General features: G+C 54.8%; 14 protein-coding genes and 1 pseudogene. 4 read left to right on the forward strand and 11 right to left on the reverse strand.

The genetic code is table 11. The annotated features are described in order from the left end of the window. Position 1: 1 nt before the first annotated feature. From OZ428_RS33880 to OZ428_RS34810, 7 genes and pseudogenes are all read right to left on the reverse strand, one after another. Complete coding sequence (locus OZ428_RS33880; RefSeq protein WP_269134438.1) at positions 2-538, reverse strand: hypothetical protein; 537 nt, start codon at positions 536-538, stop codon at positions 2-4. Continuing rightward, the gene (locus OZ428_RS33885; protein ID WP_269134439.1) at positions 528-1,664 is read right to left on the reverse strand and encodes a hypothetical protein; all 1,137 of its coding nucleotides are present in this window, start codon (positions 1,662-1,664) and stop codon (positions 528-530) included. The genes OZ428_RS33880 and OZ428_RS33885 overlap by 11 nt, the downstream gene beginning before the upstream one ends. Before the next feature lie 9 nt (positions 1,665-1,673). Continuing rightward, complete coding sequence (locus OZ428_RS33890) at positions 1,674-2,762, reverse strand: type II secretion system F family protein (protein WP_269134440.1); 1,089 nt, start codon at positions 2,760-2,762, stop codon at positions 1,674-1,676. After that, on the reverse strand, positions 2,762-4,648 hold the full coding sequence (locus tag OZ428_RS33895; protein WP_269134441.1) for an ATPase, T2SS/T4P/T4SS family: 1,887 nt from the start codon (positions 4,646-4,648) through the stop codon (positions 2,762-2,764). Before OZ428_RS33895 ends, OZ428_RS33890 begins: the two co-directional genes overlap by 1 nt. Further along, positions 4,648-5,457 carry a hypothetical protein gene (locus OZ428_RS33900; protein ID WP_269134442.1) on the reverse strand — a complete coding sequence of 270 codons (810 nt, stop codon included), beginning with the start codon at positions 5,455-5,457 and terminating at the stop codon, positions 4,648-4,650. The genes OZ428_RS33895 and OZ428_RS33900 overlap by 1 nt, the downstream gene beginning before the upstream one ends. Positions 5,458-5,466: 9 nt before the next feature. Next, positions 5,467-6,087, reverse strand: a complete 621-nt coding sequence (locus tag OZ428_RS33905) for a prepilin-type N-terminal cleavage/methylation domain-containing protein (protein WP_269134443.1) — start codon at positions 6,085-6,087, stop codon at positions 5,467-5,469. A 997-nt stretch (positions 6,088-7,084) separates the two neighbouring features. Continuing rightward, positions 7,085-7,162: pseudogene (locus OZ428_RS34810) on the reverse strand (prepilin-type N-terminal cleavage/methylation domain-containing protein); the annotation flags it as partial. 153 nt (positions 7,163-7,315) lie between these two features. On the opposite strand from OZ428_RS34810, the gene OZ428_RS33915 reads away from it, so the two are divergent. The 4 genes from OZ428_RS33915 to OZ428_RS33930 all read left to right on the forward strand — a co-directional run bounded on the left by OZ428_RS33915 (position 7,316) and on the right by OZ428_RS33930 (position 11,710). Then, entirely contained in the window at positions 7,316-9,001 is a 1,686-nt protein-coding gene (locus OZ428_RS33915) for a hypothetical protein (protein ID WP_269134445.1), read from the forward strand. 92 nt (positions 9,002-9,093) lie between these two features. Continuing rightward, positions 9,094-10,263 carry a tyrosine-type recombinase/integrase gene (locus tag OZ428_RS33920; protein WP_269134446.1) on the forward strand — a complete coding sequence of 390 codons (1,170 nt, stop codon included), beginning with the start codon at positions 9,094-9,096 and terminating at the stop codon, positions 10,261-10,263. 8 nt (positions 10,264-10,271) lie between these two features. After that, on the forward strand, positions 10,272-10,631 hold the full coding sequence (locus OZ428_RS33925; protein WP_269134447.1) for a hypothetical protein: 360 nt from the start codon (positions 10,272-10,274) through the stop codon (positions 10,629-10,631). Positions 10,632-10,873: 242 nt separating this feature from the next. Continuing rightward, a complete protein-coding gene (locus OZ428_RS33930; protein ID WP_269134448.1) occupies positions 10,874-11,710 on the forward strand; it encodes a metallophosphoesterase in 837 nt (278 codons plus the stop codon). A 36-nt stretch (positions 11,711-11,746) separates the two neighbouring features. On the opposite strand, the gene OZ428_RS33935 is transcribed toward OZ428_RS33930, so the two are convergent. The 4 genes from OZ428_RS33935 to OZ428_RS33950 all read right to left on the reverse strand — a co-directional run bounded on the left by OZ428_RS33935 (position 11,747) and on the right by OZ428_RS33950 (position 13,841). After that, positions 11,747-12,022, reverse strand: coding sequence for a hypothetical protein (locus tag OZ428_RS33935; RefSeq protein WP_269134449.1), 276 nt, complete (start codon positions 12,020-12,022; stop codon positions 11,747-11,749). A gap of 44 nt (positions 12,023-12,066) precedes the next feature. Then, the gene (locus tag OZ428_RS33940) at positions 12,067-12,615 is read right to left on the reverse strand and encodes a phospholipase D family nuclease (protein ID WP_269134450.1); all 549 of its coding nucleotides are present in this window, start codon (positions 12,613-12,615) and stop codon (positions 12,067-12,069) included. 31 nt (positions 12,616-12,646) lie between these two features. Beyond that, positions 12,647-13,135, reverse strand: coding sequence for a hypothetical protein (locus OZ428_RS33945; RefSeq protein ID WP_269134451.1), 489 nt, complete (start codon positions 13,133-13,135; stop codon positions 12,647-12,649). Between the two features lie 334 nt (positions 13,136-13,469). Next, complete coding sequence (locus tag OZ428_RS33950; protein WP_269134452.1) at positions 13,470-13,841, reverse strand: hypothetical protein; 372 nt, start codon at positions 13,839-13,841, stop codon at positions 13,470-13,472. Positions 13,842-13,862: the final 21 nt, after the last annotated feature.

Below are 13,862 nucleotides of genomic sequence, written 5' to 3' on the forward strand. Positions count from 1 at the left end.
TTTAACCCTCCTGGCGAACCAGTACGCAAAGCCCGCCAAGAGTCGCCATAGGCTTCCCGTTCAACGAGGTGATGTCCAACCGATTGAGTTCAATGTCATGCCGAACCAGGCTGTTGATACCCCTCAGCATGGCCCTCATTGAATCAGCAGATACTTGGAGTCCAGTTTGATCACCACCGGCGACACACGTTCGAAGCAACCCCACGGGGCTGCCCTCAAACACAACAGCCTCTACTCGATCACTTCGTAATGTGTTGATGTTGAACTGAAGGCCTGTACTACCGAGGCGCAAAGACTGACCGATGCCAACCAGATCCTGTCGGCCGGGGCCAGCCGCTACCAAAAAGGCCTCCTTCCAACGTTCACGAACTGGCAAAAGTGCCTGGTATGCAGCCTTCCACGTTCGCAAATTCTCCAACGCTTTGGCTTGTGCCGACACGGCCTGGGCGATGCCGGTGGAGGCTTTCCAGCCGCCCAATCCAATGGCGAGGGCCACGATCACACCGGCTACCACACCAACAACACGTTCATTGGACATTCCAAACCCCCTCAACTTCAATGATCAGCGCGCCTTCAGCGGATCGTGTTTCTCCCGGGCGCAACCACATCTCGTATCCGGACTCCTCGGCCAACGCAGTGAGCAACTGCTTGGCGATAACACGATCTGGAATGCTAGGGTCGAGCGGTACTTTCAAATCCATCTCGAAATCAGTGGCACGCCCACCCAAACCGTGATTCGAAGCGCCGGGGCCGAACACCAGGATCCTTTTGATCTCAGCGCCGCTCTTTACGGACGCAGCGGCCAGTGTTGTCCAGCGACGGATCAAATCGCCCTGAACCGGAGGCTTATCAAGCATTCGCTGTTGGCTGGATAGTGTGTTGAGCATCGCCGAACCTTGTTCGTAAATTCCGCTCACGCCCTGGACTTCTAGACCAAACGTTTTCTGCAGATCGGTGTAACGCATCCATTGATAGCCAACAAAGGCCGCGGCGACCAAGCCTCCCAAGACAAGCCCTACCAATGGATAGGCCAGGGCCCTCAACGGGCTCTCCTTAGCACTCCCCGACCTCAGTGAACGTAGCCTCAATCGCTTGAGATTCAGTTTCTCAACCGGGACAGGGATGATCCTGAAACTGTCCATCAGCCGCTCTGGAAGCTCCAGCGGGAACGCCCAATAGACCGGGAGGTCATCCTGGGTGCCGCTGCGATTCAATACGTCGTTCAATGCGAGCAGGAACTGTGAAGGGAAGTCCCCCGAGCGCATTGCCGGTAAACGCTTGTCGACCACCTGGACGACCCGCCCGTCCGCTACAAGGAAAAATTCAAGGTTGGTGTCGGTGTCGGTTGCCGCGCCTCCAATGAAAAGAAAATTCCCCCTCAGTTTCCGCATGTAGTGAAGGTAGGCATCGGCCAGCAGGAAAAACTTCACCCGCGGCTGTGCCGCAATCTCAGCCATGATTGTGTTCGGCACCCCGACATGAAGGCTTGCTCCGTCGCCCAGCAGCTTGAAGCTCGCGGGACGAGGGGGCTGCATTTGCATGTCAGCAAACACGGGGGACGTAGCATCCAATGTGACGTAGGCCGCTTCTCCAGCGAGGTAAACAACCTCACCAGGGCTGTACTCGGCCGTTATCAGTGAACGAGCCTCAGAAATGACGCGCATGTTGCTCCCCTATCTCATGTGGCCCGACAATGTGTTGCTGACCATGGTGACCACTTCGAACATGTACGCGATGATTGGTAGCGCAGCGGATCCAGCGACGAGAACCAGAACGAAAATTTTCGAGAACTCAACCAACCTGTTAATGGTGGTTTCGGCGTCCTCAAGTAGATAAATACTCGCCGTGGTCAGCTGGTCGTCCGTCTCCATGGTCTGTTCAGAAATTTCCAATGCAACCTGCAAAAAGACTGGCCACTGCTGCCGTGGGTCGCTCGGATCCAGGCGTTCGGGATCGCAGGCGGCCCCCAACCCCTTACCCAGCACCATATCCGCCTGGTATCTCACAACACCCTCGCGAAAAACTGATGGTATGGACTTCAGGGTGATACCGATTGCCTTCGGCATGTCGGAATAACCTGCTCGCCACATCAACGCGAGATAGCGAGCCCAAAGGGCAAAGGAAATGTTCTTGATAGCGCTTCCCAAAAATGGAATTTTGAGAACCCAGGAAAACATCGTGATCCGCCCCTGGGGTGTACGACCGTAGGTGATCAGGGCAACGAGAACGATAACTAGCAGCACCATCAGATACGGCCCGCTGTTACGCAAAAAATCCGAAAGGCCGACCAGCCCCTCCATCAAAATTCCTCGCTCGGGTTGTCGGCCGCGAGGCTGGAGCTTCGATGAGGTTTCAGCCAGGATTGGAATCACTCCAAGGATAAATCCAATAAACACAGAGATGCCCATCAGAAGCATCACTGCAGGCTGTATCAATGACTGCGCGGTTTTGATCATCCGCACCTTCATCATCAACGTGTCGCGGATCTCGAACATCACGGGCACCATCTTCCCGGACTGCTCACCGACGACAATGGCCGCGATGATTTCCTCAGGCAACAATCCTTGGCAGGTGTGGGAAAGATATCGACCCGACGCAACCAGCTGGGACATCTCCTCAAGCTTGTCTTTCTGCTTGGGAAGCAGCGAAGAAAGCCTGGTGAGCGCACTCTCCATGGGTATACCTGCGCTGAGCAACGCCCCGAGGTTACGAGCGAACATGATCTGCTGCCGAAGGCTGAGCATTTTTATCTTGCTGGCCATTAGGTGCTCACTCCCGACAAATCGATTAAGCCAGCATGCAGTGCGTCGATGGCTTGTCGCTCAAGCGTAAATGCCTGTTTTTCAGCGGCTTCCTCGAATTTCTCTTCGCGCAGCAGCTTTTTAACTTCTTTCGTAAAGTCGAGGATCCCGTGAACCGGATACACGCCAATAAAACCAGTAGCGTTGCATTTGTCACAACTGTGCTCAGGTTTATCCCGGCTCGTCGTAGGGAAGCGAGTTTGGTTTTTATTGATGTCCAGTCCATCGGCGTCGATGCCGCGCAACGCCATGCTGTACCGAAACTTGGACCACTCTGCTTCAGTGGGGGCCCGCACAACAGAGCAGACGGGACACAGACGCGGCACCAGTCGCTGGGTGATAATCATCACAAGCGCCTGGAGCAGGTGGTTCCTGCGTTCCTCACTAAGCAAAGCCGCCAACGATGTGTAACCTTCCACCGGTTCCGTGGAGTGGTACGTCGACAGCACCAGGTGGCCCGTAAGTGCCGCCCGCGTGGCTACCTCGGCGCTTGCCCTGGAGCGAATTTCGGACAACAAAATAAGGTCCGGGTCATGGCGCAGGAAGCCTTCCAGATAGGGCTCATAAACCTCTGCATTGGGCAGACTAAACTGTTCAACACCGATCAAGGTCCGCTCTTTCGGGTCCTCCAGCGACAGGCGCTTTACCGTGTTGCCGAAGATAAGATAGTGCTGCCCCAGAAACGCGGCCAGAGTCGTCGACTTGCCCGAGTTCGTGGGACCGATCAGCAGGATGATCCCACTTTTCACGTTCAGTGCCGAAATCAGGTGCGCCTTCACCGCAGGAACAAAACTCAGCGTATCGATATCGACGAATCCATCACCATCTTCGTTGGGCAGATACCGCATCGAGATGGACACGACCTGGTCGTCGTCATTGAACGCGGTTGAGTTATCGCCTGGAATGAACGAACAGCGCATTTCAAATGAAAGGTTCTGACCTTTATAGAACATGCGGCCCGTCCTGGGCTGCATCAAACGAGTACCGGAAGGGTTAGCGCCCGACAGCTGCATCAGATAGTTTGTGACCTCAATCCTGTCCTGCAGGGTGATCCGGTAGGTGTAAAGTCGTATGCCGTTTTCACGGTAAAAGATCTCGCCTTCACCTGTTTCTAGCACTCGCAAAGAAACGTCCGTTGCCTTACGAGAAATGCCGGTTTCCAACAGGTCGATGGCGGTGTTGCGTTCCGGCCCGCGAGTACGGTCGGCGTAGTAAAGGCGACCCACCTTTGCCCCGGTGTCCGTACCGCTACTGTCTTTGCGAGCGTTGCGCAGCGGAGTTATGACCTCTGCCCGCGGAGCGAATGCAAACCGCAGCGTTCGGTGCTCGGTTTTCAAACCGGTGGCGAGAGGGCTTACGGCCTCCTCAGACACACCGCGCTGCCGGTAACGCAGCATCTCCTCATAGCTTGAAAAAATCAGGCAGTTATCACCAGACGGCATGCTGGTGAGCAAGCCGGCGATCTTCTCGCACTCATCTCGAACAGCATCAACTGCGATGAGGGGATGAGGCACAAGGGTATCTGGAAGCTTAGCGTAATATGGCAAGCGGTCCTTGACTGCCATTACCTCCACTTCGAAGCGGCTAAGCTGAGGGAACAGGCGAGTCAGATACTGGAAATAGGGTTCCCGGGCATGAGGCTGTTCATTGCTCCGGGCGTCCACCTGTTCCTGGGTGATATGGCCGAGTAGGCACACAATTTTGCCTGTCTGCTGCTCTCCAGTGGGGTTAAAACGGGCAACAGTTAAAGCAAATTGGCGCACCGGCTCAGGAGCGTCAGTCGACCATCCCCAATTGCGAAGAAAACCATTGGCAATTTGCTGCAGAACATCATCATCTTGTGACATCAGGGAACCCTTAATTCGCGAGCTATTTGCCTCGACGTACCGGCTGCGCGGCGCACAGTCGTCGCAGTTGATACAAGAGCCACATGCTTCGCAGAAAGCACGTTCAAAACAACAGGCTCACCCCATCGTGAAAACTGGTCGGAACAGTCCAGCGGCGTCTGATTGAGCATTACTGGCGACACACACTGGGTGTTGACACATGGTCCACCGCCGGCCGCACATATGGTGTTCGCGTTGCCGATCGCTATCGGCCCACGCGGAAACGTGTTTCGCTCCACCACCGAAAACCCTCGGCCAAATTTTTGCAAAGTCACCTGCATCCGCATCGCTTCATCCGTGAGCAAAGCCAGATAGGTTTCTCGGGTTTCAATCAGGTCAAAAGCAACGCCAGTAGTAGGGCCGCACCACGAAGCTGATGTCGCAAATCCCTGGGTCGCAGAGCAGGTATTGCTGGAAACAGCCAGCGGATCCCATGAAAGGTCGCCGTTATCATCCAGTGAATACACCAGGGCTCGATCAAATCGCCAAACACCATCTGAGACGTTGCTAGCACTAGCGAAGTACAGGCGGTTCGGATTTGCGCTTTTGAGACGAAACCCTTCGTCCGTAGACGTAATGTCAATCAGCGAAACAGTCCCCAGCCCACCGGTGCGCGCGAGGCGCATCCGGAGAGCGTCTGACGCTTGTTCGACGTAATACGTGTCCAGCCTGGCCCGGTGCTCGTAGATATTTTCCTGAAGGATCCAGGCCCAGCCGGTCATTCCGGCCATCAAGGCGCCAAATAGGAACACGACCACCAAAACCAGCATGATCAGTCCTTACAGGTCATAAACAAGGGTCAGCGTTGGGTGAGTAGTACCCGACACTGCTGTAAAACGAACAACACCAGTTGTGCGCGTGGTAGCAGGGTCGAACGTCCCCCCTCCCTCACGGTTTTGGAAAATTTCCTGCACCTGGTCAGTAGGAACGTTGGTCAACTGAACCCCGATTTGGCGACTGTTAATATTGACCAGACTGAGGATGCTGTCGCCGATCATGTACACGCCGGGTGAACCCGCACTTGGCTGGGTGACCACGATGACCGCGTCGGACATGTTGCGAATGCCGGATGTTGTGTAGCGCGGTGCGTAAGTCGATGAAATGATGCCGGCGACTTTGTCACCCATGATTACTGCATCCAACATCGTGTTTCCCGATGCCGTCAGCGGGTTGGAGGTGACCGTCGTTGGTGAGCGCATCGTCTGGTTCATCAAAGCGATCGATCGCACAATGTTTTGCGAGACCGACATCATCTTCTGAGCATTAGATTTTGACGTGATACCGTTGTTAATCAGCGGATAGACGATGGCTGCGACAATGCCGATGATGATGATCACAATGAGCATCTCAACGAGGGTGAAACCCTTTTGTTTACCGCGGCGGTTGGCTGTATGAATCATGTTTCTTCCTCTTCGTTTTCGCTCGAAATCATCACTAGAAGGTGATGACCAGATCACTGGCAAGAACCCCAGTGGGGGCCTGGCCAAGACTCACAGACCCATTGATGCGCAGGGCCCCGTAGTGCGGCTCTGCGTTCGCACCGTTGGTGCCCAAGGGGTCATAATCTCTGCAGTACTGAATCCGTCCGCCCCAAGGGGTCACACCGTACTGGGCTTGTGGCAGAGCCAGCTTGCTCAGGACATCAACGTTCGCGGCGTCAAGGTTGTACCAACCATCCCTGCATCCCATATTTGACGCAGGGTTACCGCCGGCCAGGTTCACGGCCGTCGCAGCGGGATAAAAGTTATTCGTCGCAGTAGGCGCTGCGCTGATGCGCATCAAGTTGAAGTACCGAACCAACTCATTGGTGATTTTCCGCATCCGCTCAGCAGTCATGTCGAGCCTGCTACGTTGCAGCCCAAGCGTCGAAACGTAGACCGCCCCAAGGTCAGGGTCCGTTACATCCCAGGTCTGGCGATTCGCCAGTGTCAGGACTGGGCTTTGCCCTGGAATCCCGAGTGCGGCGTTGGGATTGCAGACACTACCGTTACGGCCGCAAGCCGTTGTGTACAGGACGCCCAACTGATAAGTCAGGGTTGCGCTCGGACCGGTACTTCGAAACAGGGGGACGACCTCGGTAAGTCCGGTCAGCCGCTGATAAACCCTCACGTTATGCATCGCCGAGGCGTCATCAACAAAACTTGAGGGATCAACGCGCGATCGCCTGATCAGATCCATGAGCGCCAAATCAGTCACCGTCGCGCTATTGGGGTCGAGTGGCGCATTCGTCAACCCGGCGCCGGTGTAGGGCAAAGGAAGTTGACCCAATGCACTTTGCGAGGCCGCCCAGGACTCCATCGCAGCGCCGATGGCAGCGTTGGTCACTTTCTGGCGATCCGAGTACTCAATCTGACTCAGCCCGCCCAGCAGCGGGAACAACGACGACAGCGCCCGAGCAATGATGCCCAGGATGACGACGGTGATAAGCAGTTCCGGGATCGTAAATCCGCTCTGCCGAGCGCGTGAAATACGCATTAAATTGTCTCGCAATGTTTTTCTTTAGACTACACATTATAAAATCTTTGCGCAACGCGAGGTGGGCTTATAAAAGCTCTAAAGGCCTTTCTATGCTTGGTAATGTTGGCTACCATGGGAATATTGAAATAATCCAACGTTTCGGAGCATGTTATGCAATCAAATTTCAGCTTGAGCGACGCGGACGTCCGCCGGCTTGTTGACGATGCTCAGCACAGTCTCAACATCGACCTGCTCCGAAGCCACATCTACCGATTTGTCAGCCTGCGCAAAGAGATGGCCGTGGCTATCCACAATGCCGCGCAGGAACGAGTTGACCTGGCAAGGATCGTTGAGACCGCGAACAAGGTCCTGACGGAAGACAGAAGCACAGGCCTGCTGAGCCTGTTGGACCGTAAAGGGCTTATCAGTGGCCACCGTGAAAAACTCCGCGTTCAACTGCAGACCAACAAACTACTCGCTGACCAAAATGCTGACTTTCGCCAACGGCTTTCCGCCACCCAACACTTGGCTGCCCCCACTCAAACACTCCGCGACCAGGTAGCGAAGCTCTCCACCCAGCTGACGGATCTATCCACCCGCCACGAACAAGCGCTTCTAGACCTTGAGCAAGCCAGGCACGAAAAGGCGTTGTCTCCGTCGCGCGAATCAGCTCAGGTTGCGGATACCGGGGAAACAGAGGACTTGCTGGCCAAAGTCGCGCTGCAGGCTGAGGAAATTGAACGACTTCAAGGCGAGCTCAATGGCGTCCGTGCCGCGCTGAACGAACGTCGACAAGATGAATTGGCTGCGACCGTCACCACGCATGTTGCGGAGACGCCCGAACTTGAAAAAATCCAGACCATGTTCCGCGACCAGGTCAGCGGCTACCTGGCCGAAAACCTGCAGTTAAACCAGGCATTGCGCACCAACAAACAGTCTCTTGAGACGCTGGCCAGCTCGCTCCGGCATGTTGAAGGCCTGCTTGAAGTTGCAAACCAAGCCAACACCGAATCATCTTTGACCGTCCAGGACCTACGCTCCCAGATCAGCGCGGCCGAGGACCTGATCCAACGACTGCGGAACGACGTTGCTGAACGGGACAACACCATCGGGCTGCTGCAGGCAGAAATGCTCAAGTCACAACAAGCACTGAGTCTTGCCCAAAAAAATGAAGCCGGACTGAAAGAACAGCTCAGGGCGGCGCAAGGTACAATCGCTGATCAATCAGGGCGTATCGAGCAGCTGACGCAGGCCCATGGCAAGCTCGGTGAACAAGTGGCCCACCTCACCCAAAAACACGGCGAAAGCGAACAGAAAGCGCAGTCGCTGCAACACAGCATCCAACAGCACATCGATCAAATAGAAGCGGTACAGCGTCAGCTCGACGAAACGGCCACCAGTTGGCAGAACGAGCAATCTGCTACCGCGGTGCAACTTGCCCAACGTGATGAGCTGCTCAACCGCCAGCGTGCTGAAATGGCTGCCCTCGAAGCCAGCAAGTCCACACTTGAGCGGACAGTGACGACGCTGGCTGAAAACGCCCAGCATCTGGCTCAAGCAAAACAAGAACTGGAGGGGGCCTTAAGAGCAAACTCAGAAGAGCGACGTCGTGTTACCTCGCTCGCCAAGGACACCGCCCTTGACCTGCGCTGCGCGCTGCAGGCCAATAAAGCCCTGGAAACTCAGGTCAGCGTCCTTCAGGGTACTGTGAACGAGCTAAACTCACGCCTTCAAACAGCGAGCAAAGTGATTCATTTTGCAGGACCTGCGTCCCGACGCGAAGCCGCCGCCGATGAAATCACGACCTTCGAGCAAGAACCCTCGATCGAACAGAATGGCCCGGGCAGCTCGATGTGATTGATCAAATAACAACCAGGTAGCCAAAGCGGCCTGGTAACTGCGTCTCGTGATGCAACCCACAGAGTTTTCCACAGGAGCAGTGGATAAGTATGCAACGCAACCCCGTCGACCAATTGGCTGAAGAGATCCTCGCCGGGACTGAGGTTGCTCTTTTGCCAGTAACGATAACGCGCGAACTCAGCTCCGTTGAATTGGAGCTGAACGCGATCGGCAAGTTCTTTTATAAGTGGCGTAACTCCCGCCACACTCTTCGCCGGTATCAGACCGAAATAGCCCGGCTGTGGCTTTGGGCGTCCGACCAACACCTACTGATTTCTCAGTTGAGCGACAACGACCTGGAACGGTACGAACAATTTCTGGCGGATCCTCAGCCACGTAGCCGCTGGTGCTCCGGGAGAAAGTATCCGCGAGGCTCGGTTGAATGGCGACCCTTCGTTTCGGGCCTGTCCATCACCTCTACAAACCACGCCTTCAACGCTATACGCGCGATGTTTACCGTTTGGTTGAAATCGGGGTACATCCACAGCGATCCAATGGCTAACAAGTCGCGGATCGGTTCGTCCATGGATGATGGAGTGGACACAAGCTCATCTGCCGCGGTCGAATCAAGTGATCGGTGGTTCGATGACACGATGGCCATGGCCATCAAACAAGCTTTGGCGGCGATGCCAGACACATCCGCGAGCCTCCTAGCCAAACGTTCACAGTACACGCTCATCATCCGGACGCTGACAGTGACTGGTGCCCGGGTGAGCGAACTGGTGCACGCCAAACAATCACAGGTCTATGAAGATCGATCTGGATGGTGGATCAAACTCCGCGGGAAAGGGGGCAGGCTCAGGACGGTGCCGCTGCCAGTCGATTACATCACCGGTGTTCTGATGCCTTGGCGCCAAAGCCATGGGTTGCCGCTCATACCGGCAGCTGACGAGCTCACTCCGCTGTGTCCACCCAGAAAGTGGGTCGACGGCAAGTCAGGGCTCAACAGCCGCATGGTCCTCGACATAGTCAAGAACACCGCAAAATTGGCGGCTACTTTGATGCCGCCGGAGGCGCAGCGCGCGACGGCGCTGCTGGAAAAGGCAAGCAACCACTGGTTTCGTCACACCTTCATCACGGCTCTGATCGATGACAACGTACCGGTCAAGACCATCCTCACTACCGTTGGGCAGCGTTCGGAGCAGACCCTGCGGATTTATGACCATAAGCAAGATAACGACCGCCATGTCGACGTCACTCGCGTCGCATCCAAGCTTTGAGGCCTGCCGTGAATACTCCCTACCAGCTGGAATCGCTCTACAGCGAGCGGTATGTCAAAAGCGACCTCTATCGGTTTCTCCAGTCCCAGGCGGCCAACAACGCTCGCGGGGTGATTATCCCACTGAACGAACGGGGATCCCGAGCCTGTTTAATGCTTGACTCACCCACACGTAGGGAAACCCTGGTAAGCACGGGTTGGTCAAACCAGTTTCTCGTCATACCGGCATTCCACTGGCGATTGATCACGAAAAAATTCAATCTCACGGTGATTGAGAGTGATGAGTTTCCAGCCACGCTGCAGCCCGCTCAACTTTATCAAGTGGCCAGGAACGCCTGGAAGAAAGAAGTTGTGACAATCCCAGCGTAATCGGACAAGTCAATCTTTCGCTTCGCGTTACATGGGCCCAAGCGAAGCTTGGGCAGACAACCACATAAAAAAAATACAATAAAAAATACACATGACCGCGCAGCGTTGACCACCCCTTCACTGCCGGGATCACCTAGTAACAATAAGTCCCCCCTACCGAATGAAGACCAACCCGAATTTGCCAAAGTCCATCTCTGCGACTCCGGGATGCCAAACTGAATTTCTACGCTACGGTGACCGATATGCTCAAAAGAAGCCCCCCGCCCTACTCCAGCATCGTTCATCTTCCCCTGAATATTCACGGTAGGGATTTCGGTTGCGGTGATATCCATGGTGCCTACGACCTGGTACTCCAAGGAATGAGACTGGCCCAATTTGATCCCAAGGTTGACCGGTTATTCCCGGTCGGCGACCTTATCGATCGAGGCCCAGGCTCCCACCGCACAGCTCGCTTCCTGGCCCAACCATACGTGCACGCCGTTCGAGGTAATCACGAAGACATGCTGATGCAGCTCTATTCCGATCCGCTGGTAGATCCACCAGATGAGGTCGTGGAGTGGGCAGCCAAACGCAATGGACTGAACTGGTGGTTGGACACACCTGCAGACGCGCAAAAGGAGATTCTCAATTCAATTCGCCGGCTACCCCTGGCTATCCAGATTGAGACCACCCGGGGGACTGTAGGGCTGGTCCATGCGGACGTTCCCGAGGGCATGACCTGGCAAACATTCCTGCAGCAGCTCGACGAAGGAAACGAAAAGGTGACCGAAACCGCGCTGTGGGGACGCACCAGGCTTAATTCGAAGGACGACTCAGGGGTGGTAGGAGTTGGCCGTCTGTTTGTAGGGCACACCCCTCAATGGGAAGGATTGCAGAAACTTGGCAATGTTTACGCCCTGGACACCGGCGCGGTGTTTGCCCAGTTGAATCACCAAGATAAACCTGGTGCCCGGCTGACATTTGCGAATCTCGCCATGAAAACGATAGATCTGACGAACGTTCGACCAACTCTTGCAGACCATGTGGATGTGCGGGACGGATTTGTCGATGACAGTCCTTTCGGCAACTACACGAGATAACCGAGCGCCGGCGGCATCACTTGCCGCGTTCTACGTTTACTGTGGAGACTGAGGCGCGGCGTTTGAATCCGCCAGGTTCAACCCTTCGAAATGGCCGACAACACCAGTGATGTCTGGGTAGTCAAAACGCTTTTGAGGGCCTGGCACGCCAAAACCATGGAAGATCCTGTAATGCTGCTTTTTGGCGAACCAGCAAACACTTTTGTCGCCAAACACTGCCAACGGCACCCCCCGGGCTGAGCTGAAGAAGCGTCCACCTGGTAACGCATTCAGGACAGCCATCACACGCTGCGCGCCACTTAACTTACGCATGATCCCCTCCATTGATCTAACGTCGCGCTAACTACGCGACAGGCCTAGTAGGCTGGCTCCAACGGCTCGCCTTCATCCCACAACCTATGAAAATTACGGGCGTAGATCGTCGCCATTTCTGGCACGTCTCGCAGCAACAAGGCATTCTCCGCATTACTCTTTGCAGCAGCCTGGGTAAAGTTGAATGAGCCAGTCTCGACGTGCTGCCCATCGATGACCATATATTTGTTGTGCATAATGGCGTACTGACCATTGAGGCGCACGGGAACGCCTTTGTTCGCCAGGAAGTTTACAGCGGAATATTTCGCGCTATTACCCTTCATATCGGCAACGACACGGACATCAACACCGCGTTGCATTGCGTCGACCAAGGCGGTCGCAATGGGCTTGCTCGTGAAGGAGTAAGCAGCAACCAGGATCTGATGCTGAGCGTTTTTCACCCCCCCGAGTACGACACTCAATGCGCTCTTGCCGCCGGCGGCCGGTGAGAATCCAACCTCCATTTCTGGCTTGGCAACAACACTAGTCGCCACACCGAACAACAAAACGGTAAGCAGCATCATCGGACTCAAGCGTGACATATCGTTCATCATGCTGAACCAAGCCACTGTTCTGGCGACCAATTTATGAGCTCGCATTCGTATCAACACTTGCCTTCTTCGCTGCTTTGAACTTGTAGATCGATTGATCGGCTTCCAGTTGATTACCGTCGAAGACAAATTTGATACCCACCCCATATTCCGTTAGCGATTCATCCATCAATGGTTTTGGAACCGCACCTGGAGAAACCAACCAACCAGCAATTATAGTTTTGCCGTCAACTACACCGACGCAAATCTTCTGCTGAACCTTGACCTCAAAGCCGCCATGCATTTTTACAACGCTCGCGTCGCCTTGCGCGCACTCGCCGGACGCGACGTCGAAAGTCACGGTTGGTTGAGTGATAATCTCCCGGTTTGCAGCCAGATAGCTCGGTGTAAACGAAATAGTCCAATTCGAACCATCCCCCTTACCTTCTGGCTTTATGTTCCTCAATGGCGAAATTTCTAGCGGCTCAGCGCCCTGGGCAACACTTCCAATCAAGCAGATTGCGACTGCAGCAAATAACTTCACAGGAAAACTCCCAAACTAGTCTTGTTTATCATCTTCAGACGAAGAGAAACACGCGCTGATAACCATAATAGGCACATGTGCCTATGCGTTCAAGCTCTTCAAAAAAAATATGACGTCAATGACGGTCTCGAACCCATCGGGGACGATAGCTGACGGTTGTCCAGTTTGGCGCAGTTTGCGTAGAACGCGTAAACCGCTGCAGCGACATGACCCTAGTGCCGCTCTGACGATGAACCAATACCCGCTTGCCGTGATTTCCCCGCCAGCATCTTGGCTTTCCCAATGCCACCCATTGGCGCCGGGGCTTGAGCTTACCTGAGCGCTGTGACGCTCGTTAAACAGGCTGGTGGACGTGACGCGTGACTGCAAAGCCTGAAGAAATCGACGACACGTCAAAGTCGAAACCTAACTGCCGGGACATGGCGCGGAGGGCTGTCATTTCAAGATCATCGTGATAGCTCCTTCCATTCGCTTGGTACGTTACGCCAATCTCGTGAATTCGGTTCTCAATCATGTCGAGCAAATAATCGACGGACGCCAACGGGACGTTGACCAGTTTGACATCTACAGACGCCGCTTCACGTTGATCACTTTCCTCTGCGTCTGCACCTTTGGATTTGTCAGTACGGTGGCCGAACATCCAAACGAGTCCAAAAATGATGAGTACAACCAACCCTACAGTTACTGCCCATGGCGGGATGTTCATTTACCTTGCACTCCTTGAAGT

Origin of the sequence: Pseudomonas sp. GXZC (assembly GCF_026967615.1) — a bacterium.
In the GTDB taxonomy this organism is placed as follows: domain Bacteria; phylum Pseudomonadota; class Gammaproteobacteria; order Pseudomonadales; family Pseudomonadaceae; genus Aquipseudomonas; species Aquipseudomonas azotoformans_A.